Origin of the sequence: Streptomyces sp. NPDC006487, assembly GCF_042870555.1 — a bacterium.
GTDB lineage: Bacteria > Actinomycetota > Actinomycetes > Streptomycetales > Streptomycetaceae > Streptomyces.
In genome coordinates, this window is record NZ_JBIAHN010000006.1 from 287,840 (window position 1) to 313,346 (window position 25,507).

Consider the following 25,507-nt stretch of genomic DNA (forward strand, 5'->3'; position numbering starts at 1 on the left):
CGCACCCGCGTCGGGCCGCCGTCCCCGTCCGGGGGGAGGGGACGGCGGCCCGGCCGGTCAGGCGCGCGGGCGGCGGCGCAGCCGCGGGTCCGACAGCACGGGCGGCACGTATCCGGCGTCCCGCGTGGACAGGTTCGTGCCCGGCGGCACGATCTTGTCGATGCGGTCGAGCACGTCCGCGCTCAGCCGTACCCGGTCGGCTCCCAGCTGGCTCTCCAGCTGCTCGAAGGTGCGCGGCCCGATGATGGCCGAGGTGACGGCGGGGTGCTCCAGGACGAAGGCCAGGGCGAGCTGCACCAGGGTCAGCCCCGCCTCCTGCGCCAGCTGGGCCAGTGCCTCGGCGGCGTCCAGCTTGGCCGCGTTCCCGGGGTCGGCGATGTCGAAGCGCTCGGCCTGCCGGTCGGTCCGGCTGGAGGTGGGCTGGTCGCCGCCCTTGCGGTAGCGGCCGGACAGCCAGCCGCCGGCGAGCGGGCTCCAGCTGAGCACGCCGAGCCCGTAACGCTGGGCGACGGGCAGGACTTCGCGCTCGATGCCCCGCGCGAGCAGCGAGTACGGGGGCTGCTCGGTCACCACCCGTTCGCGGCCGCGGCGCTCGGCGAGCCACTGGCCCTCGACGATCGCGGAGGGCTCGAAGGTGGAGGTGCCGATGTAGCGGATCTTGCCCTGGTGGACGAGGTCGCTGAGCGCGCCCAGCGTCTCGTCGAAGTCGGTCTCGGGCTCGGGCCGGTGCACCTGGTAGAGGTCGATCCAGTCGGTGCCGAGCCGGCGCAGACTGTTCTCCACCTCGCGGATGATCCAACGGCGGCTGTTTCCCTGCTCGTTGGGATCCGAACCGAGGCTTCCGTGGAACTTGGTGGCCAGTACCACGCCGTCCCGCCGGCCTCCGGCGAGCGCCTTCCCGACGATGGTCTCCGACTCCCCCGCCGAATAGACGTCGGCCGTGTCGACGAAGTTGATGCCCGAGTCGAGGGCCCGGTGGATGATCCGGACGCTGTCGTCGTGGTCGGTGTTTCCCCGGGCCCCGAACATCATGGTGCCCAGGGCGAGCGGGCTCACCTTGACGCCGGTGCGTCCGAGCAGGCGGTAGTCGGTCATCGTGCACTCCCGTTGACGAGTTGATCGGCAAGGCTGTCGGCTTGATCGGTATGGGTGTCGGCCGGACCCGGCGCGCGGACGTCGGCGCCGCCCGGCCGGTAGGCGTCCCACAGGCGCCGGTACGGCCCCTGTGCGGACAGCAGTTGACTGTGCGTGCCCGTCTCCACGACGGTCCCGGCGTCGAGGACGACCACCCGGTCGGCGCGGGCGGCCGTGGTGAGGCGGTGTGCCACCACCACGGTCGTGCGGCGCCGGGTCAGGGCCTCGACGGCGGCGGTGACCCGCCGTTCGGTGGCGAGGTCGAGCGATGCGGTCGCCTCGTCGAGCAACAGGATGTCGGGGTCGACGAGTTCGGCCCTGGCGAGGGCGAGCAGCTGGCGCTGGCCCGAGGAGAGGCCCCGGCCGCGTTCCCCGATCTGCGTGAGGTACCCGTGCGCGAGCGCGGCCACCATCTCGTGGGCTCCGACGGCCCGGGCCGCCGCCTCCACCTCCGTGTCGGTCGCCTCGGGGCGTCCGTAGGCGATGGCGTCGCGGACGCTGCCGCCGAACAGGTGCGGCTCCTGCGGGACGATGCCCAGCCGGCGCCGGTAGTCCGTCAGGTCGAGTTCGCGCAGGTCGTGGCCGTCGACGCGGACGGCTCCGGAGGCCGGATCGTAGAAGCGGGCGAGGAGTTTGACCACCGTCGATTTGCCGGCGCCCGTGGTCCCGACGAGGGCGACGGTCTCGCCCGGGGCGATGCGCAGCCCGATGCCGTGCAGCACGTCCCGGTCCGAGCCGCCTTCGTAGTGGAACGACACGTCGTCGAACTCGATCTCCCCGCGCAGCGCCCTGACGGGCCGCGGGGCGGCCGCCGGGGGCGTGCCGGCGGGCATGCGCATGAGGCCGCGCAGCCGGTTCATGCCGATGACCGCCTGCTGGTACCCGTCGAAGACCGGGGACAGCTGCTGGATCGGGGCGAAGAACAGCTCGACGCAGAGCAGGAACGCGATCAGCGTGCCCGCGGTCAGTCCGCCGGAGACGACCTGTCCGGCCCCGACCGCGAGGACGGCGGCCGTGGACAGGGTGCCGAGGAACTCGACGAAGGGGAAGAAGGTGCCCATGTACCGCTGTGCCCGCAGCCGGGACGTGCCGAACGCCCTGGCGAGGGCCGCGAACTCCTCGGCGTTGCGCTGTTCCCGGCGGAAGGCCTGGGTGATGCGCAGGGCTCCGACGTTCTCCTGGAGGTAGGCGTTGACCGCGCTGATCTGCTCGCGGGCCTCCAGGTAGGCGGGGACGGAGTAGTGCCGGAAGAGGGCGGTCGCGACGATCAGCGGGGGCAGCGCGGCCAGCAGGACCAGTGCCAGCTGCGCGTCGATGACCAGCAGGGACACCAGGACTCCGAGGACGGTCAGCAGGCTGACGACCGCCGTGATGAGGCCCGTCTGGAGGAAGTTCGACACGGCGTCCACGTCGGTGGTCATCCGGGTCATGATCCGCCCGGCGGGTTCCCGCTCGTAGTAGTCGAGGCCGAGTCGCTGCAGCTGGGCGTACGTCTTGACCCGCAGGGTGTAGAGGAGCCGCTCGCCGGTGCGCCCGGTGGTGCGGACCTGGGTGACGCCGAGCAGCCAGTTGGCGGCGACGACGGCGGCCGCGGCCGCGGCCGCCGCGAGCAGGACGCCCCGCGCCTGGCCGGTGACCCCGCTGTCGACGCCGTGCCGGACGAGTACGGGTACGGCGATCTGGGCGAGCGCGTCCAGGGCGACCAGCAGGAGCCCGCCGAGCAGCGGGACCCGGAAGGGGCGCAGCAGGGAGCCGAGACGGAAGGCGGGGTCGCCCGCCACGGCCTGAGCGAGCGGGACGCCGGGCTCGGCGGCGGGCATCGGGGTCTTCTCGAGGGCGGCCAGCAGCTCGGGGGACGGCGGGGCGGAGCCGAGGACCCCGCTGCCGGGTCCCCCGCGGCCGGGGCCGGAGGCGGCGGCCGCGGCGAGGGCGTTCGCGGCGCGGACCGCGGTGCCCTCGTGGCGTACGGGCCCTTCCGCGTCCGGCCGTCGCCACAGCTCCTCGGTGAGTCCGCCGACCGGGACGCGGAGGGGGTGCGCGGCCCCGGCGCCCGCGTCGGGGGCATCGGTGTCTTCCGGACGGTCCGAGGTGGACAGCAGGGAGCGGAAGAGGGCCGAGCGGGCACGCAGTTCGTCCGGGGTGCCGATGTCGGCGATCCGGCCGCCGTCCATCAGCGCTACGCGGTCGGCGAGCTCGAGGGTGGACTCGCGGTGGGCCACGATGAGGGTGGTGCGCCGGCGGCCGGCCTCGCCCAGGCCGGTGTGGATCTCCGCTTCGACGCGGGCGTCCAGGGCGGAGGTGGCGTCGTCCAGGACGAGCACGGCGGGGTCGATGAGCAGGGCGCGGGCGAGCGCGACCCGCTGGCGCTGGCCGCCGGAGAGCGTCAGTCCCTGTTCGCCGACGACCGTGTCGTATCCGTCGGGGAGCCGGTCGATGAACTCGTCCGCCCGGGCGAGCCGGGCGGCCTCGCGGATCCGGGCGTCGGTCGCATCGGGGCTTCCGTAGGCGATGTTGGAGCGGATCGAGTCCGAGAGGAGGAGGCTCTCCTCGAAGACGAAGCCGATCCGGGACCGCAGGGAGGCCAGGGTGAGGGTCCGTACGTCGTGGCCGCCGACGGTCACGGTGCCCGACCGGGGGTCGTAGAACCGGGGCAGGAGCGCGGCGACCGTGGACTTGCCGCAGCCGGCCGGGCCGACGAGCGCGAGCGTCTCCCCCGGTCGCACGTCCAGGCTGAAGCCGTCCAGCAGGGGCGCGGCCCCGCCGTACCCGAAGGTCACCTCGCGCCAGGACAGGGCCGGGGCGGCGGGTCCGAGGGGGTGGGCGCCGGGGGCGTCGTCGATCGCGGGTGCTTCGTCGATGATCTCCAGGACGCGTTCGGCGCCCGCCCGGGCCTGTTGCCAGACGGTGAGCAGCGTGGCGACCTGGCGCACCGGCGTGACGAGGGCGCCGAGGTAGGCGGTGAAGGCGAGGAACGTGCCCAGGGACAGGCGGCCGTCGATCGCGAGCCAGCCGCCGAGGGCGAGCACCGCCACCTGTCCGAGGGCCGGTACGGCTTGCAGGGCGGGGTTGTAGCGGCTGGTGAAGGCGACCACGCGCAGCCGGGAGGCGAAGAGCGCGCGGACGCGTTCCTCCAGCCCGCGCAGCTCGCGGTGCTCCTGGCCGAAGCCCTTGACGACGCGCACCCCGGTGACGGTGGCCTCGACGGTGGAGGCCACCTCGGCCGCCTCCTGCTGGGCGTGCCAGTTGGCGGGGAAGAGGGTGCGGCGGCTGTGCAGGGCGATCATCCACAGGGCGGGCCCGACGATCAGGGCGACCAGGGTGAGGAGCGGCGAGAGCCACGCCATGAAGACGAGGGAGACGCCGAACATCAGCACGTTGCCCGTGAGGTTGGGCAGGAACTGGAGCAGGGTCTGGATGAGGGTGATGTCCGAGATGGACCTGCTCACGACCTCCCCGGTGCGCAGGCCGTCCTGCTGGGGCCCGCCGAACCGCAGCAGGGCCGCGAAGGCGTCGCCCCGCAGGTCGTACTGGACTGCGAGGGAGAGGCTCCCCGAGCGGTAGCGGCGGACGAAGGCCGCCCCGAAACGAACCGCTCCGAGGGCTCCGAGGAGCACGGTCCAGGGCACGAGGGCGGTGCCGTCCGCGGCGGCGACGTCGTCGACCACGTGGCGCAGCACGAGCGGCAGGACGGCGGCGGCGACCGCCGCCACCGCGGCTGCTCCGAAGGCCAGCAGCAGGTCGGTGCGGTGGCGCAGGCAGTAGCCGACGAGCCGGCGGGCCCAGCCGTCGGCCGGTGGTCCGCCGACGGGGCCGGCCGCCGCGTCGTGCGCGGTGGCCGGCTGCGTCGTGGCGGTGGGACAGCCCGTCACCGGGCCTCCACCAGGCCGATGCCGGGGTGGCCGGCGGGCGCGGCGGAGCCGTCGGCCGGATGGCCTGCGGGGCGCGGGAGCCCGTAGTGCTCGCGCAGGGTCGTGCCGGTGTACTCGGTGCGGAACAGGCCGCGTTCCTGGAGGATCGGGACCACCTCGTCGACGAAGCGCTCCAGCCCGGAGGGCAGGACCGCCGGCATGATGTTGAAGCCGTCGGCGGCGCCGCTGTCGTACCAGTGCTCGATGGTGTCGGCGACCTGCCGGGCGGTGCCCGCGAAGGTGCGGTGCCCACGGCCTCCGCCGAGCCGTCCGATCAGCTGCCGTACGGTCAGCCGTTCGCGGCGGGCCAGTTCCACGACGAGGGTGTAGCGGCTCTTGGCTCCCTCGATCTCGTCCTCGGTGGGGATGTCCGCGGGCAGTTCGGAGTCGAGGTCCAGGGCCGCGGGGTCTATGCCGATCCGCAGGGCGAGCTGCCGCTTGGCGTACTCGGGGACGATGAGCCGGTCCAGTTCGGCGTCCAGTTCGCGGGCCTCGTCCTCGGTGTCCGCGATGACGGGGACGATACCCGGAAGGATCTTGATGCCGTCCGGGTCCCGGCCGAGGGCGAGGGCGCGCCGTTTGACGTCCTTGTAGAAGGCGGTCGCCTCCTCGAGGGTCTGCTGCGCGGTGAACACCGCCTCGGCGTAGCGTGCCGCGAAGTCCTTGCCGTCCTCGCTGGAGCCCGCCTGCACGAGGAGGGGGTGTCCCTGGGGGGAGCGCTCCACGTTGAGCGGACCGTCGACGCGGAAGAACTCGCCGCGGTGCTCGATGCGGCGGACCCGCTCGGCCAGGGTGTGGACCCCGGCCTCCTTGTCCGCGACGACGGCGTCGTCGGCCCAGCTGTCCCAGAGCTTCGTCGCGACGTCGACGAACTCGGCGGCGCGCCGGTAGCGGTCGTGGTGCAGCGGGGTGTCGTCGAGGCCGAAGTTGCGGGCGGCCTCGGCGCCGGCCGTGGTGACGATGTTCCACCCGGCGCGGCCGTTCGAGACGTGGTCGAGGGAAGCGAACCTGCGAGCCAGGTTGAAGGGTTCGTTGTAGCTGGTGGAGGCGGTGGCGATGAGCCCGATCCTGCTGGTGACCGCGGCCAGCGCGGTCAGCAGGATGGTCGGCTCCAGCTTGCTGGAGGGCCGGCGGCCGGGGTCGCCCTGCAGGACGGGACTGTCGGCGAGGAACACCGAGTCGAGCAGGCCGCGTTCGGCGATGCGGGCGAGGTTCTGGTAGTGCGCGATGCCGGTGCCGCCGTCGGCGGGGCTCTCGGGGAGCCGCCACGACGCCTCGTGGTGGCCCACCGACATCAGGAAGGCGTTGAGGTGGAGGGGTTTGCGCTCAGGCTTTCGGGACATCGGGTTCGTCCTTCTGGTGGTGGTCGGTCGCGGCGGCGGGCGTCGGGTGCTGCGCTACGCCGAGGGCGGCGAGCAGGGTGTCCCGGTACTCCTGGAAGCCGGGGTGGCGCCGGCTCCGGGGGGTGGGCAGGTCGACGGCGAGGTCGAGGGAGATGCGGCCCTCGTCCAGCACCAGCACGCGGTCGGCGAGCTCCACCGCCTCGTCCACGTCGTGGGTGACGAGGAGCACGGCGGGGCGGTGGCGTTCGTAGAGTTCGCGCAGCAGTCCGTGCATGCGGATCCGGGTCAGGGCGTCGAGGGCGCCGAACGGCTCGTCCGCCAGGAGCAGTTCGGGATCGCTCACCAGGGCGCGGGCCAGGGCGGCGCGCTGCTGCTCGCCTCCGGACAGCTCGTGGGACCAGGCCCGCTCCCGGCCTTCGAGTCCGACCTCGGCCAGGGCCCGTACGCCGCGTTCGCGGACGCCGGGTCCGCGCAGTCCGAGGGTGACGTTGTCCAGCACCCGCAGCCAGGGCAGCAGGCGGGAGTCCTGGAAGGAGAGGGAGACCCGGTCGGGGACGGTCAGCCCGCCCGATCCGTCGACGTCGTGGTCGAGGCCGGCCACGGCGCGCAGCAGGGTCGATTTGCCGGAGCCACTGCGGCCCAGGAGCGCCGTGAACTCGCCCGCGCCGAGGGTGAGGTCGAGTTCCTTGAGGATGATCCGGTCGCCGAAGCGGCGGATCAGCCCGCGGGTGCGCACCGCGGCCGGGGCGGGGCCCCGTACCGGGGTACCGGACTCGGCGGTCAGCCCGCCAGCGTACGGCGCCATGACAGGGCCCTCCGTTCGACGGCGCGCACCAGTGCGTCGGAGGAGTAGCCGAAGATCCCGTACGCCACCAGGCCGACGATGATCACGTCGGACTGTGCGTACTGCTGGGCCTGGAACATCATGTAGCCGATGCCGCTGGTGGCGTTGATCTGCTCGACGACGATCAGGCCCAGCCAGGCCGAGGTGACGCCGAGCCGCAGTCCGACGAAGAATCCGGGCAGGGAGCCCGGGAGGACCACCTTGCGCAGGAACCGCCACCGGCTCAGCCCGAGCACCTCGGCGAGTTCGACGTGGCGGTTGTCGATGCTGGTCAGCGACGCGTAGGTGTTGATGTACATGTTCACCGCGACGCCGAGGGCGATGACGGTGACCTTCATCTGCTCGCCGATGCCGAGCCAGAGGATGAGCAGGGGCAGCATCGCCAGCGAAGGGATGGCGCGTTTGATCTGGAACGGCCCGTCGACGAGGTACTCGCCGGTGCGGCTGAGTCCTGCGATCACGGCGGCCGCAACACCCGTCAGGATGCCGAACAGCAGCCCGAGGCCCGCGCGTTGGAGCGAGATGAGTACGTTGCCCTGTAGCCGGCCGTTCGCCACGAGATCGCCGGCGGTGGCGATCACGGTGCCGGGGCCGGAGAGGATGCGCGGGTCGAGGACCCCGGCGGCGGACGCCGCCCACCAGACGGCGACGAGCAGCGCGGGCCCCAGGAGCCGGCCGAAGGGGACGCCGCGACCGGGGCTCAGCCGCCGGGGCTTGCGGCCGGCGGGGCGCCGCCGCACGAGGCGCGGGTCCGCGGCGACGCCGGTCGGGGCAGCCTCGGTGCCGGGCTTCTCGATGACGGTGCCGGTCTCTCCGGTCACCGGACCGGACGTGTCCGCGAGGGCCCCGGAGGCCGGTGCCTGCACCCGCAGGTCGGTGAGGGCCTCGCTCATGCTCCCTCCCGGAATCCGGCCGGGACGGCGGCGGCCGCGAGTCCCTCGAACCGCCGGTCGAACAGGGACTTGGCGTCGATCTTCGGCACGAAGCCGCCCTCGGCCATCAGGTCCGCGGTCTCCTGCTCCCACGCGATGGCGTTGTCCCACTTGGCCGGGAACCGGGGCTTCGCGAGGGAGTCGACGATGCGCCTGCCGTCGGCGGCGGCGACGCCCTGGTCCTTGACGTAGTACGCGTCGATCCACTGATCGGAGTTGTCCCACGCCCAGGCCACGCCCTGCGCCCAGAGCGTGACGTAGCTGCGTACGGCAGCCGCTTTGGCCGGGTCGTTCAGGACTTCCAGGGGCGCCCACAGGACCGTGAGCAGGTCGACGACCTCGGTCGGGATGCCGCGGGCGCCGTCCTTCCCGTACTGGTTCAGGTACTTGGTCAGGGTCGGTTCGCCCAGGGGCGCGACGTCGACCTGCTTCGACTGGAGCGCAGTGAGGAACTGGGTGCTCGGCAGCGCCACGAGCCGGACGTCGGAATGGGCGAGTCCGGCCTTCTTCAGGGCCCGCAGGACGACCACGCCCTGGGCTTGCCCCTGGGAGAAGGCGATCTTCTTGCCCTTGAAGTCCTCTGCGGCCGTGATGGACGAGCCGGGCGCGGTGGCGAACGTGTAGGTGGGCTTGGGGCGTTCCTGCACGGCGACGATCCGGGCCTTCACGCCGATGGCCTCGGCCTGGATCGGCGGAATTCCCGCATTGCTCGCGATGTCGATCGAGCGTGCCCGGAATCCCTGGATGATGTCGGGGCCCGCGTTGAGGTTGACCCACGAGGAGACTTTGAAGGGAAGTTCCTTGTCCAGTCCGGAGGTGGCCAGTTGGATCTGCGAGGTCCGAACGGCCACGGCCAGGGAAGTTCCGGCGGGCGGCGGTCCGGTGGGCAACTCGCCCACGGGTCCGGAATGGGCGGCGTTCTCGGTCTGGGGGGCGCATCCGGCGGCAGCCAGAAATGCGCTGCCGGCGAGCGTGAGGAATCCTCTGCGCCCCAATCGGGGAGAGGAGGTGCGGGAGGGCATGGACGTTCCTGTTCTCATGACGGGGACTCGCCGGTCGCCGGGGTTCACAGGGATTGGTAGGAGCCGTTGTGGAAGAGCAGGGGCCGGCCGTCCTCGGCCTGCCAGGCCTCGACGACGCGCGCCACGACGATGTGTGCGTCTCCCGCGGGCACGAACTGTTCGACTGCCAGGCGGAGCCGGCCCGTGACGCCGTCGAGGGCCGGCTCGCCCCCGGGCAGCCGGTGCCATCGGGTCGGGGCGGCGAAGCGGTCGATGCCGCTGGTCGCGAAGCGCCTGGCCAGGGCCTCCTGGGCGGAGTCGAGGAAGTTGACCACGACCGACTCGGCCCGCTCCAGGTGCGGCCACGAGGAGGAGCTTTTCGCGACGCCGAAGGAGACGAGGGGCGGGTCGATCGACACCGAGGCCAGGGAGGTGGCCGTGAAGCCGACCGGGCCCGCCCCGGAGTCGGCCGTGACCACCACGACACCGCCCGGGTAGGCGCGGAAGATCTGCTTGAAGCGGGCCGGATCGACCAGGCCCGCCGCCGGATGCGACGACAAAGAAATGCTCAAGATTCCCCCAGGATGAATGGCGCCGCGTGCTTCGTTTCCGTGGTGCGGCGTCCGCCGGGAAACGGCGGTGCGGAAAAGGGCAGCAGGAACCGGGGCACGGCGAGAATGGACGCGGCACGGCACGGACCGGAAAGGCACTGTGGGCACCGTCCGGCCACGGAAATGCCGTGGAAGGCGTACGCAAGAAGAACGGGGCAGCGCGTCAGGACGGCAGTGGAAGCGCCGCCGGCTCTCGTGTCAACAACAACAAGAGCGGTGCGCGTACCGTCGGTTCCTCTGCGGGCTGTTCATGAATCCAGTCTCCCTTTCGGGAGACGCCCCGGTCAACAATGCAACTTTCTGAATTAAGTCGGTTTCCGGAGGCAAGCGCCCCGGCGCGGCGAGACGGCGCGGCGGGCGGTCAGGACACGGCGGCCAGTGCGGGCCACGGACCGAGCGGGTCGTCGTGCAGGGCGCCCAGGGCGACGGCCGCGCCGGCCGTGGCCAGCACCGAACCGGTGAAGCTGCTCGGTACGACGGCCCGGGCGGCGTCGTCGCACACCTGGGACCGCGCCTCCACCTCCGCGCGCAACTCGTCCATGCACGAGGGCAGTCGGCCCGTTCCCGGTTCGACCACGACCAGCACCTCGGGGTCGAACATGTCCAGCAGTACCGCGGCCGCCCTGCCCGTGAGCCTGGCCCGCTGCCGGAACAGCTCCACCGCTACGGGATCCCCCTCGACGGCGAGGTCGAGCAGTTCGGCGAACCTCGTGACGGGCAGGCCCCGTTCGGCGGCCCGGCGCACCATGGCCGGCTCCGAGACCTCGGACTGGAGGCATCCGGCCGTACCGCAGGTGCAGCACGCGCCGGCGGAGGCGGTGCCCACCGGCAGGTGCGCCACGTTGCCCGCGCCGAAGCGCGGCCCCTGGTGCACCGCGCCCGCGGTGACGAACGCCGCGTCGACCACGTTGCCGACGAACAGCACCACCGCGCTGCCGCGGGTGCCCACGTCACCGAAGAGCTGCTCGGCGCGCGCGAGGGCCCGCGCATGGCTGTCGAGGTACACGGGCACGCCGGTCGCTCCGGCAAGTTCGTCGCGTACGGGAACGCCCCGCCAGCCCAGTTGGGGGTGGTGCACCACGGTGCCTGCTTCGGGATCGACCCAGTGCCCGGTGGCGACGCCCAGGGCCAGTGCCGTCCGCCCGGACCCGTGCGCGGCCAGCAGCCGGGGCAATCCGGCCGCCACCCGGGCGAGCACCCGCCCGGGTTCGCTGCCCTCGTGGGGCCGGCGCTCCTGCGCGACGATCCGCCCGGTCAGGTCCATCAGGGAGAGCGTCACGTGGGGAACCGCGATGTGCGCCCCGGCAACGAGGAAGCGGCTGGTGTCGATCTCCATCGGGATGAACGGGCGGCCCAGCCCCCGGGGGCCCGCGGTCTCGGGGCCTTCCCTGACCAGCCCCCTGTCCAGCAGTGCCCCGCAGTGCCCGCTGACCGAGGCGGGCGAGAGTCCGGTGAGCCGGGCGATGGTGCTGCGGGCGACGGGACCGTGGTCGAGGACGGCGCCCAGCACGGCTCCGGTACCGGACACCCTCCGCAGCGGGTTCGCACCGGCCGGCGGGATGTCGGAACGGCGCAGCGGAGCGAGGCGGTCGGCTGATGTCTTCGATCGGTCCACGGGGGGCCTTCCAGGTCCTGAGCGGTGGCACACGACGCCGGACGGTGGGACCAGCCCGCGATGGGCGGCCGGATCCGGGCAAGGGCGTGTACGGGAAGCTCCACGGAGGGAGCACTGTTCACCAGAACGCGGGGACACTGCGGGAGTTCGGGCTCCGGGCCCGCCGGCGGGCAGGACGAAGACGGGGGATCCGCGCGGTCGCCGTACGGTCAGGACCGCTGACACGCGGCCGAGCAGACACGCTTCAGGTCGACGTGACCTCGTGTCGTCAGAAGCGCGGATCGGTACATGGCGCGCAACATAGCCGGGGCGGCGCGAGCCGGTCAATCGGCTGCCCGCACCGTGGACCGGCCTGCGCCGCGCCCCGTCCGCAACCGCGAGGCCGGGAATCCCCGGCGAACACGGGGTGACGGGCCGCCCCGCCGGCCGGCCTCAGGGGCATCACCCGGGCCGGCCGACACGACATCGGCATGAGTTGTACATGTTCCTCGCGCCGCAGGAAGGACCGCGCCGGCCCTCCTCCGGTTCCTCCAGCGGCTCGCGGCGGCGGCCCTCCGGTTCCTCCAGCGGTTCGCGGCGGCGGCCCTACGTCCCGGCCGGCCGCACCTGCTCCTCCGACGGGTGGGCCGGGGACCACACGCCGAACCACTGCTCGGCGCCGCCTCGGACGTGCGGAGCACGAGCCGCTCGGTGCGTATCGGCGCAGGTGGCCAAGTGACGGGTCCGAGATCGGTCACGGCGGGCAATCCATCGTTCCGGCGCCACCGCCCCGGGCAGGAGTACGGCTGGACCCTCGACGGTCAGTCGCACCGGCCGCACAGGTACTCGCGCGGCAGGGAGGACCGGGGATGGGCCACCCCCGGCACGGGAGCCCACCGGCCGCGGTGCACCCGGTGGGACGGCGGACCGTACGGCGACTGCCAGGCCGGCCGGTCGCTTCGGCCCGTGACGGCCGGGTCGCGGAGCCAGGCGTCGGGGAGCTTGTGGTGCGCGCCGACACGGAATCCGCCGTGCACCCGGAAGCGCTCGGAGGGACACCTGTGGCAACGGCGGAGAACGATCGGCAGGCAGGTGGGAACGACCACCCGGGTTCGTGACATGGAGATACACCGGTTCCAGTGAGAAGACCGCAGCGGAAAGGAGCACGGCGCACGGGTGCGACGCGCGACGGTTCAGCGCTCGGGGTGTCTCACTTGGTGTACAACGGCACGTCCTTGCCGGGGGCGACTGCGGGCGGGAGCACGCTAACGGCCCACGGGAGTACGGGTCCACTGGTTTTCGGGCGCGGGTGGCGACGCAAGGCCCATCCGCCGAATCCGGACGACTGCCCTCTCGTACGAAAGCCCGGCCGGCACACCGTGCCGGCCGGGCCGTCATACAGCGGCGTCCGCTGTTACCGCGGCGCGTCCGCTATGAGGAGATGAGCCTCAGGCGGGGGTGATGTTCTCCGCCTGGGGGCCCTTCTGGCCCTGGGTGACGTCGAAGTTCACCTTCTGGCCCTCCTGGAGCTCGCGGAAGCCCTGAGCGGCGATGTTCGAGTAGTGGGCGAAGACGTCCGGGCCGCCACCCTCCTGCTCGATGAAGCCGAAGCCCTTTTCCGAGTTGAACCACTTCACGGTTCCGGTGGCCATGTGTCCTCCAAAGGACTAGAAACCGGTCCCGCACCATGCGGGAGCCGGAGGTGATCGCCCTGGTCCTCAGAGACTGTGAACAGCAAAATCGCCCGTGAAAGGTGCACTCACGGGCGACCGGTACTTCGGAACCATGACAGCTGCAGCTGACGCTACACGCAGAGTGGCGCTCGCACCACGAGAACGCCTGTGCCGCACGCCAGGACTGCCGACCGGATCGGGCGGGGGGAGGATGAGAGGAGCACTTCCGGGCCAGTGAGTGGCTGGATCTCCGCCCCCGGGGCCCGGCGCACCGGTGAAGGAGGTCGGCCATGGTCGCGTCCGAGGCGTTCCGGGCCGATCCCGGCCCGGTGAGAGTCGTTCCCTCCGAGCCCGGAGGCCTCCTGGACATCCTGAGCGTGGCTGCGGTGGTCCTGGACACCGGGGGCCGGATCACCTTGTGGAGCCCTCAGGCCCAGGAGCTGTTCGGCTGGTCGGCCGAGGAGGCGCTGGGCAGCCACGCGGCGAAGCTGCTGGTCGCCGACGAGTACGTCGGCCTGGTCCTCGAACTGTTCGCCAAGGTCATGGCCGGTGGCGGCACCTGGGCGGGCGTCTTCCCCGTGCGGCACAAGGACGGCTCCACACGACTGGTGGAATTCCGCAACATGCGGCTGCAGGACGAGGACGGCGGCGTCTACGCCCTGGGAATCGCCTGCGACGAGACCGTCCTGCGCGGCGTGGAGCGCGACCTGGCCCTCTCGGTGCCGCTGGTGGCGCAGTCACCGCTCGGGCTCGCCGTGCTGGACACCGACCTGCGCTACGTCCTGATCAACCCGATGCTGGTGCGGATCAACGGTCTGCCGGCCGAGGAGCATCTGGGCCGTACGCCCCGGGAGGCATTGCCGTTCCTGGACACCGACGTGATCGAGGCCTCCATGCGCCGGGTCCTGGACACCGGCACGCCGCTGCTGGACCAGTACGGCGTCGGCCGCACACCCGCCGATCCGGGCCGGGACCACGCCTGGTCGGGCTCGTACTACAGGCTGGAGGACCCCCGCGGGCGGGTGATCGGTGTCGCCCTCGTGGTGGTGGACGTCACCGACAGCTACCGCGCGGCCGAAGAGGCCGCCGAGGCCCGCAGGCGCCTGGACCTCATCGCCCGGGCGTCGATGGCCGTCGGCACCACCCTTGACCTGGAGCGCACGGCCCGCGAGCTCGCCGGCCTCGTCGTGACCGACCTGGCCGACCTCGCCTCGGTCGACGTACTCGACTCCGCCCTGGAAGGCAGTGCGGCCACAGCGCCCGGCCCCGGTACGGGACCGCTCTTCATGGCCCTGGCCGTCGCGGCGGCGTACGAGACGGACGTGCTCCGTGCCGCCGACCCGGTGGGCGAGCGCACCACGTATCCGGCGGAGCGCCTGGTCACCCACTGCGTGAGCACCGGGCGCCCCGTCCTGGTGCCGCGGGTCACCGCCCGGGACCTGGGGCGCATCGCGCGCGACGCCGCCGCCGCCGAGCTCCTCGCCCGGGAGGGCGCGCACTCCTACCTGGCCGTACCGCTGACGGCCCGCGGGCAGGTCCTCGGAGCCCTCGGACTCCTGCGCACCCGCAATCCGCTCCCCTTCGACCACGACGACGTCACCCTGGCCGGCGAGCTGGCCACCCGCGCCGCCATCGCCATCGACAACGCCCGCTGGTACCAGCACGCCGCCGACACCGCCCTGACCCTCCAGCGCCACCTCCTCCCCCACCCTCCGCCCCGGTCCGCGGGCCTCCAGATCGCCTACCGCTACGAGCCCGCGGCAGCGGCCAGCGGGATCGGCGGCGACTGGTTCGACGCGATCCCCCAGCCCAAGGACAAGACCGCTCTCGTGGTCGGCGACGTCATGGGGCACGGTGTCCATGCCGCCGCAACCATGGGACAACTGCGCACGGCCACCCGTACCCTGGCCGACCTCGGCCTCGCCCCGGCCCGGGTCCTGCGCCACCTCGACCACATCACCGCCGAACTGGAGGGGACCATGGCGACCTGCGTGTACGCCACCTGGGACCCGCACCGTTCCCGTTGCCGCGTCGCGCTCGCCGGTCACCCGCCACCCGTCGTGATCCGGTCGGGGCGGGCCCCCGAGTTGCTGGACCTTCCCGCCGGGGTGCCCCTCGGCACGGGCGGACTCGGCGACGCCGACTTCGAGACCACCGTCCTCGACCTGTCTCCCGGAGACCGGCTGGTCCTGTACACCGACGGCCTCGTCGAGACCCGCGGCGCCGCTCTGGACGACCGCCTCGACCTGCTCCTGCGCCTCCTCGCCGATCCGGCTCTCTCCCCCGAGGCAACCTGCGACCGGCTCCTGACCGCCCTGCGCCACGCCGATGCCACCGATGACGTCGCGCTCGTCATCGCCCACGTCCGGCCCCACCCGCCCGCCGACGCGGCGGACACACCGGTCCGACCGGCCCATCAGGACGGCTCGCCGGCGGACTGATCACTGGTCCCCGAAGGCCCGCATGCCCTTGGCGCGGGCGGTCTTCCATGCCGGGCCGGAGCCGAGGAGGTCGAGGACTTCGCGGGCACCGTCCGGCCGGGAGGAGACGGCCAGGACTCCCCCGCCGAACGTCGAGCTGATCGCGTGCTCGCCCGGCAGCGGGCCGGCCACGACGACGCCCGGCAGGTCCATCAGCTCGCTGTGCTGCTGGAAGGCCAGGTCCGCCCGGCCGGACGAGAGCAGGCTGCCCGCGGGCACGCCCGGTGGCGCCTGGACGAGCCGGTCCCCCAGTGCGTCGGCGAGGTCCAGCCGGGTGATCAGACCGACGAGGGCCGTACCGCTGGGGCCCGTGGAGTAGGCGATCCGCGTCGCCGACAGCAGTACGGCCCGCAGGTCGGATTCGGAGCGCAGTGGCGGGACCGGTGTCCCCTGCGGCACCGCGGCGACGACCTGCGAGACCCACAGCGGGCGCAGCGAATCACCGAGGACGTACCCCTCCTCGGCCAGCCCGGCCAGCGCCTCCTCCGCGAGCACGAGCACGTCGGACTCGGCGCCCGCGCGCACCCGCCGCGCGATCTCGACGCCGCCCGCGGAATCGAAGCGCACCGCGAGCCCTTCGGCGCGCCGGATGTGTTCGGTGAGCTCGGCGAGCACGGGCCGCGTCGCCATCGAGGACAGCCCGGAGATCTCTTGGTCCACGTCTCCTCCTTGGTGTCCGGCAGATGGTACGGCGGACGGCAGGGCGCGTGACCGGGGGGCCCGAGAGGGTCTGCGAGACTGACCGCGTGAGCACCACCCGGAACACCGCGGCCGGAAAGGTCCTTCTGGTCCTGTCGGCCTTCGACCGCGAACACCCGTCGCAGACCCTGTCGGAGATCGCCCAGCGGACGGGTCTGGCCCTCAGCACCACCCACCGCGTGGTGGCGGAGCTCGCGGCGTGGGGGGCTCTGGAGCGGGTCGAGGACGGGTCGTGGCACGTCGGGCTGAGGCTCTGGGAGATCGCCTCCGGTTGCCCGCGCACCCAGATCCTCCGGGACACCGCCCTGCCGTTCATGCAGGACCTCTACGAGGCGACGCACGAGAACATCCAGCTCGCCGTGCGCGAGGGCCTTGAGCTCGTGTTCGTGGAACGGATCGCCGGGCACCGGTCGGTGCAGCTGCTGACGATGGTCGGGAGCCGCTTCCCCATCGGTTCCACCGGAATGGGCCGCGTGCTGTTGGCGCACGCTCCGCGGGAGATCCAGGAGGAGGTCCTGGAGGCTCCGTTGCGGTCCTGGACCCCGCACACCGTCACAGACCCGAAGACGCTGCGCGGCCAGCTGGACGTCATCCGCCGCGAGCAGGTCTTCGTCAGCGACCGGCAGCTCTCCGAGGACACGGTCGCGGTGGCCGCGCCCGTTCGGATCGGCCGGACCGGGCCCGTCAGCGCCGCCCTGGGGATCGTCGTGGCGGCGCGTACTGCGAACCGTGCGCGGGGACTTCGGGAACCGCTGCTCAGGGCGGCGTACGCGATCTCCGACGAGCTCGGCCGGCGGGCCCGCACGGCGGACTGACGCCGGAGCGGCTTCCGCCTGGCGGAAACACCGGCGACCGGCACGGGCTGCGGCTGCCAACGTTCGGGGTGTCCGGAACGTTCGCAGCCGCTCAGGAGATGCCATGGCCGAAGCCCCCGTCGACACCGTTGCCTCGGTACCCGTCGCCGTCATCGGGGCCGGTCCGGCCGGCCTGATGCTGGCGCACCTGCTCGGGCGGGCGGGAGTCGAGGCGATCGTGGTCGACGTCCGCTCCCGCCGCGAGATCGAGACGACGCAGCGGGCGGGCATCCTCGAGGCCGGTGCGGCCCGCGACCTGGTCGAGACCGGAGTCAGCGACCGGATCCTGCGCGAGGGCCACGAACACGAGGGCATCGAGCTCCGCTTCGGCGGCCGGCCGCACCGCATCCACTTCAAGGAGCTGGTGGGTGCCTCGGCGTGGCTCTACCCGCAGACCGACGTGTTCGTCGATCTGGCCGATGCCCGGGCCCGCGACGGCGGCACGGTCCATTTCGGGATCAGGGACACCGAGGTCCACGACGTCACCACCGCCGCTCCCCGGGTCCGCTTCACGGCACCGGACGGCGCCCGCCACGAGATCCGGGCCCGGTACGTGGTCGGCGCGGACGGCTCGCGCAGCATGTGCCGCGATCTGGTGCCCGAGGAGCGGCGGGTGCGCTTCGGCAAGGAGTATCCCTTCGCGTGGTTCGGCATCCTGGCCGAGGCGCCGAGGAGTGCACCCGAGCTGGTCTACGCCCACTCCGAGCACGGTTTCGCGCTCATCAGCCAGCGCACCGAGAGCGTGCAGCGGATGTACTTCCAGTGCGACCCCCGGGCGTCCCCCGACGACTGGCCGGACGACCGCATCTGGGAGACGCTCCAGGCCCGCGTGGCCGGCCGGGACGGCTTCCGCCTCCATGAGGGGCCGGTCCTGGAGAAGACGGTGCTGCGGTTCCGTTCGTTCGTCCAGGAGCCGATGCGCTGGGGGTCCATGGCCCTGGCGGGCGACGCCGCGCACACCGTGCCGCCGACCGGTGCCCGCGGGCTCAACCTCGCACTGCACGACGTGAAGGTACTGGCCGACGTGCTGCTGAAGGCGCTCGGCGGCGCCGGCGAGGCCGCGCTGGACGACTACCAGCCGCGGGCCCTCCAACGGATCTGGCGGGCGCAGAACTTCTCCTACTGGATGACCCGGCTGCTGCACACGACGGCCGGAGGAACACCGTTCGACCTGCGGCGCCAGCTCGGCGAGCTCGACAACGTGGTGGGCACCCGCGCCGGGCGCACGTACCTCGCCGAGCAGTACACGGGCTGGCCGGCCGGCTCCTCGGGCTGACCCCGACCACACCACCTGGAGCACGCACATGATCATCGACTGCCACGGACACTTCACCACCGCACCGCCGCAACTCGCCCGCTGGCGGGACCGCCAGGTCGCGGCGGTCGGAGCGCCCCAGGACGCGCCCCACCCCGACGACTTGGTCATCACCGACGACGACCTGCGCCACGCGATCGAGGACAACCAGCTGCGGCTCATGGACGCACGCGGCTGCGACCTGACGGTCTTCTCCCCCCGGGCCAGTTTCATGGCCCACCACATCGGCGACTTCGCCGTCTCCTCGACCTGGGCGCGGATCTGCAACGACCTGGTCCACCGCGTCGCCGCGCTCTACCCCGCCCGCTTCGCGATGGGCGCGATGCTGCCGCAGTCGCCCGGGGCCGACCCGGCGACCTGCCTGCCCGAGCTGCGCCGCGCGGTCGAGGAACTCGGTGCGGTGACGGTCAACCTCAACCCCGATCCGTCGGGGGGCAAGTGGACCGCGCCGCCCCTGACCGACCGCAGCTGGTACCCGCTCTACGAGGCGATGACCGAGTACGACGTACCGGCCATGATCCACGTCAGTACGTCGTGCAACCCGGCCTTCCACACCACCGGCGCCCACTACCTCAACGCCGACACCACGGCGTTCATGCAGCTGGTCCAGGGCGACCTGTTCGCCGACTTCCCGACCCTGCGGTTCGTGATCCCGCACGGCGGGGGTGCGGTGCCCTACCACTGGGGCCGGTTCCGCGGTCTGGCGATGGCGCTGGGCAGACCGGATCCCGAGGCGCTGCTGGACAACGTCTTCTTCGACACCTGCGTCTACCACCAGCCCGGCATCGACCTGCTCACCCGGGTGATTCCCAGCCGTTCCCTCCTGTTCGCCAGCGAGATGATCGGCGCGGTCCGCGACGTCGACCCGCGCACCGGTCACCACTTCGACGACACGAAGCGGTACGTCGAGGCCACCCCGCACCTCTCCGACGAGGAACGCGCCGCCGTCTACGGCGGCAACGCCCTTCGCGTCCACCCCCGACTCGCCGCCCGCCTCGCCGCGGCCGGCCACTGAGCTCCCAGGAGAAGAACGCATGGAACACACCGAGATCGGTGTCGTCCACACATCGATCACCCGCGCCGACCCCGAGGCCGTCGCCGCACTGTCGGCCTTCGGTGTCGCCACGATCCACGAGGCCATGGGCCGGGTGGGGCTGATGCGCCCCTACGTGCGCCCCGTCTACCCCGCCGCCCGGCTGTGCGGTCCCGCGGTGACCGTGCTGCTGCAGCCCGGTGACAACTGGATGCTCCACGTCGCCGCGGAGCAGATACGGGAAGGCGACGTCGTGGTCGCGGCCTGTACGACCGAGAGCGAGGACGGCTTCTTCGGGGATCTGCTCGCCACCTCGTTCCGCTCCCGGGGGTGCGCCGGCCTGGTCATCGACGGCGGCGTGCGCGACGTGGCCGACCTGGAGGAGATGGACTTTCCGGTCTTCTCCCGGGCGATCAACGCCAAGGGCGCGGTCAAAGCCACCCTCGGCTCGGTCAACGTGCCGGTCGTCTGCGCCAACGCCCTGGTCAGGCCCGGGGACGTCGTCGTGGCGGACCGCGACGGCGTCGTGGTCGTGCCGCGCGAGCGGGCGGCCGAGGTCGCCGCGGCGGCGGCCCTGCGCGAGGCCGGCGAGGAGGGCAAGCGCGCCCGGTTCCGTGCGGGCGAGCTCGGCCTGGACCTGTACGCGATGCGCGGCCCGCTGGCCGAGCTCGGTCTGCGCTACGAGGACTGAGGATGACCACCTTCGAGAAGACCCCCGGCTGGCTGGACTGGTACGCCGCTCCGAGCCGGCCTCGGTTCCACGTACCCGAGGGCGCCGTCGACGCGCACTGCCACGTCTTCGGCCCGGGGGCGCGGTTCCCGTACGCCCCCGAGCGGAAGTACACCCCCTGCGACGCATCCGAGGGTCAACTGCGCGCGCTGCGCGACCGGTTGGGCTTCGCCCGCAGCGTGGTGGTGCAGGCGACCTGCCACGGCGCCGACAACAGCGCCATGCTCGACGCCCTCGAGGCGTCGGGGGGCACGGCCCGGGGCGTCGCGACCGTACGGCCGGGGATCGCGGACGCCGAGTTGCGGAGGATGCACGAGGCGGGAGTCCGCGGCGTGCGGTTCAACTTCGTCAAGCGGCTCGTCGACGCGGCGCCCCGTCAGGACCTGATGGACGTCGCCCGGCGGATCGCCCCGTACGGCTGGCACGTAGTCGTCTACTTCGAGGCGGCCGACCTCGCCGGGCTGCGCGAGTTCCTGCTGTCGATCCCGGTGCCGCTGGTCGTCGACCACATGGGCCGGCCCGATGTCACGAAGGATCCGCACGGCCCGGAGTTCGAGGCCTTCCTGGGCTTCCTGCGGGCCCGGCCCGACGTCTGGTGCAAGGTGACCTGCCCCGAGCGGCTCACCGTGGGCGGCCCGCCCGCCCTCGACGGGGAGCGGCACGCGTACCGGGACGTGGTCCCCTTCGCCCGGCGCGTGGTCGAGGAGTTCCCCGAGCGGGTGCTGTGGGGCACCGACTGGCCGCACCCGAACCTCACCGGCCACATGCCGGACGACGGCCTGCTCGTCGACTTCATCCCGCACATCGCGCCCACCCCGGCCCTGCAGCGGGGGCTCCTCGTCGACAACCCCATGCGCCTGTACTGGCCTGACGCCGACTGATCCACCCACCACCGGAGGCCACCATGTCGCTGGACAAGACGTACAAACTGGTGCCGGGGACCACGGTCTTCGATGCCGAGCAGTCCGCCAAGGGCTACCACCTCAACCAGTTCTGCATGTCGCTCATGACGGCGGAGAACCGCGCCCTGTACCTCGCCGGCGAACGCGCCTACCTGGACTCCTGGCCGCTGCGCGAGGACCAGAAGCGGGCCCTGCTCGACCGGGACCTCAACGCCGCCGTGCGTGCGGGCGGCAACATCTACTTCCTCGCCAAGTGGGGCGCGACCCTGGGGTTCTCGTTCCAGCAGATGGCCGGTTCGATGACGGGCATGACCGAGGAGGAGTACCGCGCCATGATGGCCGGCGGCGGCCGTCCCGTGGAGGGCAACCGCATCGACCACGCCGTCCTGGAGGCGGCGCACGCCGACCCGGCGCCCCCGGCCGAGCACGCCGTGGTCACCGGCGCGGTCTTCACCTCCCACGTACCGGCGATCGGCGCGGCGATGGACCACGGCAAGACCGGCGAGCCGTACTGGCGGCCGGTCTTCGACGGATACGAGTTCTCCCGGCGGTGGGAGCGGGAGAACCTCCCCGACGTGGTCTTCCTGGTCTACAACGACCACGCCTCCGCCTTCGACCTGTCCCTGATCCCGACCTTCGTGCTCGGGACGGGCGCCTCCTTCCCGACCGCCGACGAGGGATACGGGCCCCGGCCCGTCCCCGGCGTCGAGGGCGACCCCGACCTGGCCGCGCACATCGCGCACACGCTCATCACGAGCGACTTCGACCTCACGCTCGCCAACGAGATGCCCGTCGACCACGGACTCACCGTCCCGCTGTCGCTGATGTTCGGCGACGTCGAGAAGTGGCCGTGCAAGGTGATCCCCTTCCACGTCAACGTGGTGCAGTACCCCGTCCCCTCCGGGGCCCGCTGCTTCGAGCTGGGCCGGGCGCTGCGCCGGGCGATCGAGTCGTACGACCGGCCGCTGAAGGTGCAGGTGTGGGGCACCGGAGGCATGAGCCACCAGCTCCAGGGCCCCCGCGCCGGTCTCATCAACCGCGCGTGGGACAACGCCTTCCTGGACCGCCTGATCACCGACCCGGCCGGTCTGGCGCAGGTCCAGCACCTCGAATACGTCGAGGAGGCCGGTTCGGAGGGCATCGAACTGGTCATGTGGCTCATAGCCCGGGGCGCCATGAGCGACGTGGACGGCTCCGGCCGGGCCGAGGTCAAGCACCGCTTTTACCACGTGCCGGCGTCCAACACCGCCGTCGGCCACCTGATCCTGGAAAACCACCCGGGGGCCGAGACGCCCGCCGTGAAGGAGTGACATGACTGACGACCGAACCCTGAGGGTGGCCCTCGCCGGAGGCGGCGCCTTCGGGGCCAAGCACGCCGCCGCGCTCCGGCGGATCGAGGGCGTCGAGGTGGCCGCCGTGGTGAGCGGCTCCCTCGGCAGTGCGCGGAAGTTCGCGCACGAGCAGGGCGTCGGCCGCGGCGTCGCCACCCTCGACGAGGTGCTGGCCATGGACGACATCGACGCCGTCGTCCTCGCCACGCCCACTCCGCTGCACGCCGAGCAGACGCTGGCCTGTCTGGAAGCGGGCAAGCACGTCCAGGTCGAGATCCCGCTGGCAGCTTCCCTCGGTGACGCCGAGGCCTGCCTGAAGGCCCAGCAGGGCAGCGGGCTGGTCGGGATGGTCGGGCACACCCGGCGCTTCAACCCCAGCCACCAGTGGGTGCGGGGGCGCATCCGGGCCGGCGAGTTCTCGCTCCAGCAGCTGGACGTGCAGACGTACTTCTTCCGCCGCACCAACCTCAACGCCCTGGGGCAGCCGCGGTCCTGGACCGACCACCTGCTGTGGCACCACGCCGCGCACACCGTCGACCTCTTCGCCCACCAGACCGGTTCCCCGATCGTGCAGGCCAATGCCGTCCAGGGCCCGATCCACCCCGAGCTCGGCATCGCGATGGACATGTCCATCCAGCTGCGCGCGGAGAACGGCGCGCTCTGCACCCTGTCGTTGTCGTTCAACAACGACGGGCCGATCGGCACCTTCTTCCGCTACATCGGCGACACCGGCACCTACCTCGCCCGCTACGACGACCTCGTCACCGGCAAGGACGAGCCGATCGACGTCAGCGGCGTCGCCGTATCGATGGACGGCATCGAGCTCCAGGACCGCGAGTTCGTCGCCGCCATCCGCGAGGGCCGCGAGCCCGACTCCTCCATCGCCCAGGTGATGGCCTGCTACCGGACGCTGGCCGCTCTGGAGCGGCAACTCGACGCCCCGGCCCGCCCCGTGGGCTGAAACAGAGACGAGGGAGCGGTACCGACCCGGTGGGCCGGTACCGCTCCCTCGTCGTACTGCCCGGTGTCGTCAGGCGTAGTGGCGGTAGACCGCCTGGGCGACGCAGGCAGGCTTGTCGCTGCCCTCGACCTCGATGGTGAACGTCAGGGGCATCTGCACGCCGTTGCCCTTGACCTCCTCCACGGTGCCGACGGCGCCGTGCAGGCGTATCTTCGCGCCGACCGGCACGGGACTGGGGAAACGGACCTTGTCCAGGCCGTAGTTCACGCTCATCTTGGTACCGGTGATGGTGAGGAGCTCGCCGAAGAGCGGGATGATCAGGGCGAGGGTGAGGTAGCCGTGGGCGATCGGGCCCCCGAAGGGGCCGTCCTTGGCCTTCTCCGGGTCCGTGTGGATCCACTGGTGGTCGTCGGTGGCGTCGGCGAAGGTGTTCACCCGGTTCTGGGTGATGTCGAGCCATTCGGTGCGGCCGAGGTCGGCTCCGCTGAGGGCTTTGAGTTCGTCGAGGCCGTGGGTGAGCGTGGGCATGGGAGTTCCTTTCGATGGCAAGGGCTTTGATGGGTACGGCCCTTGAGCGTCTGCCGCCCGGCTTCCGCTACGGGTGCGGGCGCGCGGCCGGACCGGGTGCGTGGGCGTCGCGCACCGCGGGCTTGATGATCTTTCCGGAGGCCGTACGGGGCAGTGAGCCGGTCACGACGAGGGACCTGGGGATCTTGTACTTGGCGAGCCGGCCCCGCAGGTGGCCGAGGATCGCGTCCTCGTGGGCACGGGCGTCCGGCGTGAGGACGACGACGGCGCGGCCGACCTCTCCCCAGACCGGGTCGGGCACGCCGATGACCGCGCACTCGGCGACGGCGGGGTGGGTGAGGAGGACCTCCTCCACCTCGGCCGGGTAGACGTTCTCCCCTCCCGATACGAACATGTCCTTCACCCGGTCGACGATGTAGGTGTAGCCGTCGTCGTCCGTCCGTGCGACATCGCCCGTGCGCAGCCAGCAGCCGTCGGCGAAGGCTGCCTCGGTGTGCCCGGGCCGACCCCAGTAGCCGGTCATGACGTGGGGCCCCTCGACCAGGATCTCGCCGCGCTGCCCCGGCCCGGCCGCACTGCCGTCCGGCAGCACGAGGCGGGTGTCGGTGAAGAAGTGCGGCACCCCGGCGGAGCCCGCCTTGGCCGAGGTCTGCTCGCGGTCCAGGAAGAGGACCCCGGGGGAAGCCTCGGTCATGCCGTAGCCCTGGCTGAAGGCCAGGCCGCGGGCGAGGTAGGCGGCGATGGTGCGGGCGGGCACGGGGGCGCCCCCGCAGTTGACGGTGCGCAGGCTGGAGAGGTCCGCGCTCTGCCAGCGGGGCCGGGCCGCCATGGCGTCGTACATCGTGGGGACGCCGAACATGTACGTCACCCGCAGCTCCTCGACGAGTTCCAGGACGCGGTCGGCGTCGAAGGCGCCGAGGAGGACCACGCGGCCGCCCTTGAGCAGGGTGGGCAGACAGGTCATGTTGAGGCCCGCGGTGTGGAACAGCGGGGCCACCACGAGGGTCACCTCGTCGCCGGCCAGGTCGGTGTCGACGAGGACGTTGACGCTGTTCCAGGTGATGTTGGCATGGGAGAGGACCGCACCCTTGGGTCGGCCCGTGGTCCCGGAGGTGTACATGATCATGCACGGGTCCTCGGGCTCCACGACCTCGTCCAACGGGTCGCTCGCGGCGCCCGCGAGCAGCGCCTCGTAGTCGAGGGCGCCCTCCTCGCCGGAGCCGGAACCGGAACCGGAGCCGCCGACCGCGATCCGGTGCCGTACGCCCGACTCGGCCGCGGCGGCGCGGGCCACCTCGGCCTGTTCGGGCCCGTGGATGAGGAGGGTGCTGCCCGAGTCGGCCAGGTTGTAGGCCAACTCCGGCGCGGCAAGGCGGGTGTTGAGCGGGACGAAGACGGCACCCACCGCCCCGGCGGCGAACAGGGCCTCCAGGAAGGCCGGATGGTTGGGCCCCAGGTAGGCGATCCGGTCCCCCGGCGCCACTCCCAGCGCGCGCAGGGCGTGGGCGAGGCGCAGGACCCGTCCGTGCAGCTCGCGGTAGGTCCAGGTGCGGCCTTCGTGGACGACGGCGATCCTGTCGGGGGTCTTGCGGGCCCTGCGGGCCGGCCAGGAGCCGATGCCTTGGTTCAACACG

Annotated in this window: 20 protein-coding genes and 1 pseudogene; 8 read left to right on the forward strand and 13 right to left on the reverse strand. The window is 72.3% G+C overall.

Translation table 11 applies throughout. The features are described from left to right. Nucleotides 1-57: 57 nt before the first annotated feature. From ACFYM0_RS12545 to ACFYM0_RS12590, 10 genes and pseudogenes are all read right to left on the reverse strand, one after another. On the reverse strand, nucleotides 58-1,095 hold the full coding sequence (locus ACFYM0_RS12545) for an aldo/keto reductase (RefSeq protein ID WP_388499945.1): 1,038 nt from the start codon (nucleotides 1,093-1,095) through the stop codon (nucleotides 58-60). Further along, nucleotides 1,092-5,003 carry an ABC transporter ATP-binding protein gene (locus ACFYM0_RS12550; protein ID WP_388499947.1) on the reverse strand — a complete coding sequence of 1,304 codons (3,912 nt, stop codon included), beginning with the start codon at nucleotides 5,001-5,003 and terminating at the stop codon, nucleotides 1,092-1,094. The genes ACFYM0_RS12545 and ACFYM0_RS12550 overlap by 4 nt, the downstream gene beginning before the upstream one ends. Further along, on the reverse strand, nucleotides 5,000-6,385 hold the full coding sequence (locus ACFYM0_RS12555) for an LLM class flavin-dependent oxidoreductase (RefSeq protein ID WP_388499949.1): 1,386 nt from the start codon (nucleotides 6,383-6,385) through the stop codon (nucleotides 5,000-5,002). The genes ACFYM0_RS12550 and ACFYM0_RS12555 overlap by 4 nt, the downstream gene beginning before the upstream one ends. Continuing rightward, nucleotides 6,369-7,190 (reverse strand): ABC transporter ATP-binding protein, encoded by an 822-nt coding sequence (locus tag ACFYM0_RS12560; protein ID WP_388499952.1) that lies wholly within the window; start codon nucleotides 7,188-7,190, stop codon nucleotides 6,369-6,371. The genes ACFYM0_RS12555 and ACFYM0_RS12560 overlap by 17 nt, the downstream gene beginning before the upstream one ends. Next, a complete protein-coding gene (locus tag ACFYM0_RS12565) occupies nucleotides 7,166-8,122 on the reverse strand; it encodes an ABC transporter permease (protein WP_388499955.1) in 957 nt (318 codons plus the stop codon). The genes ACFYM0_RS12560 and ACFYM0_RS12565 overlap by 25 nt, the downstream gene beginning before the upstream one ends. Continuing rightward, a complete protein-coding gene (locus tag ACFYM0_RS12570) occupies nucleotides 8,119-9,183 on the reverse strand; it encodes an ABC transporter substrate-binding protein (protein WP_388499958.1) in 1,065 nt (354 codons plus the stop codon). The genes ACFYM0_RS12565 and ACFYM0_RS12570 overlap by 4 nt, the downstream gene beginning before the upstream one ends. Nucleotides 9,184-9,227: 44 nt before the next feature. Continuing rightward, complete coding sequence (locus tag ACFYM0_RS12575; RefSeq protein WP_388499961.1) at nucleotides 9,228-9,734, reverse strand: flavin reductase family protein; 507 nt, start codon at nucleotides 9,732-9,734, stop codon at nucleotides 9,228-9,230. Nucleotides 9,735-10,134: 400 nt separating this feature from the next. After that, nucleotides 10,135-11,388: an ROK family protein gene (locus ACFYM0_RS12580; RefSeq protein WP_388499964.1), complete on the reverse strand. Its 1,254-nt coding sequence runs from the start codon at nucleotides 11,386-11,388 to the stop codon at nucleotides 10,135-10,137. A gap of 659 nt (nucleotides 11,389-12,047) precedes the next feature. Continuing rightward, nucleotides 12,048-12,125: pseudogene (locus ACFYM0_RS12585) on the reverse strand (GNAT family N-acetyltransferase); the annotation flags it as partial. 690 nt (nucleotides 12,126-12,815) lie between these two features. After that, nucleotides 12,816-13,019 carry a cold-shock protein gene (locus ACFYM0_RS12590; protein WP_114041062.1) on the reverse strand — a complete coding sequence of 68 codons (204 nt, stop codon included), beginning with the start codon at nucleotides 13,017-13,019 and terminating at the stop codon, nucleotides 12,816-12,818. A gap of 311 nt (nucleotides 13,020-13,330) precedes the next feature. Here ACFYM0_RS12590 and ACFYM0_RS12595 point away from each other — a divergent pair, with 311 nt between their 5' ends. Beyond that, nucleotides 13,331-15,481 (forward strand): SpoIIE family protein phosphatase, encoded by a 2,151-nt coding sequence (locus ACFYM0_RS12595; RefSeq protein ID WP_388499967.1) that lies wholly within the window; start codon nucleotides 13,331-13,333, stop codon nucleotides 15,479-15,481. On the opposite strand, the gene ACFYM0_RS12600 is transcribed toward ACFYM0_RS12595, so the two are convergent. Beyond that, nucleotides 15,482-16,180 (reverse strand): substrate-binding domain-containing protein, encoded by a 699-nt coding sequence (locus ACFYM0_RS12600; RefSeq protein ID WP_388499969.1) that lies wholly within the window; start codon nucleotides 16,178-16,180, stop codon nucleotides 15,482-15,484. 86 nt (nucleotides 16,181-16,266) lie between these two features. On the opposite strand from ACFYM0_RS12600, the gene ACFYM0_RS12605 reads away from it, so the two are divergent. The 7 genes from ACFYM0_RS12605 (at nucleotide 16,267) to ACFYM0_RS12635 (ending at nucleotide 23,345) form a co-directional block, all read left to right on the forward strand. Further along, nucleotides 16,267-17,034: an IclR family transcriptional regulator gene (locus ACFYM0_RS12605; RefSeq protein ID WP_388499972.1), complete on the forward strand. Its 768-nt coding sequence runs from the start codon at nucleotides 16,267-16,269 to the stop codon at nucleotides 17,032-17,034. Nucleotides 17,035-17,137: 103 nt separating this feature from the next. Beyond that, a complete protein-coding gene (locus ACFYM0_RS12610) occupies nucleotides 17,138-18,349 on the forward strand; it encodes a 4-hydroxybenzoate 3-monooxygenase (protein ID WP_388499975.1) in 1,212 nt (403 codons plus the stop codon). Nucleotides 18,350-18,377: 28 nt separating this feature from the next. Next, nucleotides 18,378-19,403, forward strand: coding sequence for an amidohydrolase family protein (locus ACFYM0_RS12615; RefSeq protein WP_388499978.1), 1,026 nt, complete (start codon nucleotides 18,378-18,380; stop codon nucleotides 19,401-19,403). A gap of 19 nt (nucleotides 19,404-19,422) precedes the next feature. Continuing rightward, nucleotides 19,423-20,112, forward strand: coding sequence for a 4-carboxy-4-hydroxy-2-oxoadipate aldolase/oxaloacetate decarboxylase (gene ligK / locus ACFYM0_RS12620; protein WP_388499981.1), 690 nt, complete (start codon nucleotides 19,423-19,425; stop codon nucleotides 20,110-20,112). A 2-nt stretch (nucleotides 20,113-20,114) separates the two neighbouring features. Next, nucleotides 20,115-21,032: an amidohydrolase family protein gene (locus tag ACFYM0_RS12625; protein WP_388499984.1), complete on the forward strand. Its 918-nt coding sequence runs from the start codon at nucleotides 20,115-20,117 to the stop codon at nucleotides 21,030-21,032. 23 nt (nucleotides 21,033-21,055) lie between these two features. Further along, the gene (ligA, locus tag ACFYM0_RS12630) at nucleotides 21,056-22,363 is read left to right on the forward strand and encodes a protocatechuate 4,5-dioxygenase subunit alpha (RefSeq protein ID WP_388499987.1); all 1,308 of its coding nucleotides are present in this window, start codon (nucleotides 21,056-21,058) and stop codon (nucleotides 22,361-22,363) included. Nucleotide 22,364: 1 nt separating this feature from the next. After that, the gene (locus ACFYM0_RS12635) at nucleotides 22,365-23,345 is read left to right on the forward strand and encodes a Gfo/Idh/MocA family oxidoreductase (protein ID WP_388499990.1); all 981 of its coding nucleotides are present in this window, start codon (nucleotides 22,365-22,367) and stop codon (nucleotides 23,343-23,345) included. Between the two features lie 69 nt (nucleotides 23,346-23,414). Here ACFYM0_RS12635 and ACFYM0_RS12640 read toward each other — a convergent pair whose 3' ends face one another. Then, a complete protein-coding gene (locus tag ACFYM0_RS12640) occupies nucleotides 23,415-23,873 on the reverse strand; it encodes a MaoC family dehydratase (RefSeq protein ID WP_388499992.1) in 459 nt (152 codons plus the stop codon). A gap of 67 nt (nucleotides 23,874-23,940) precedes the next feature. Continuing rightward, nucleotides 23,941-25,506: a long-chain fatty acid--CoA ligase gene (locus ACFYM0_RS12645; RefSeq protein ID WP_388499994.1), complete on the reverse strand. Its 1,566-nt coding sequence runs from the start codon at nucleotides 25,504-25,506 to the stop codon at nucleotides 23,941-23,943. Nucleotide 25,507: the final 1 nt, after the last annotated feature.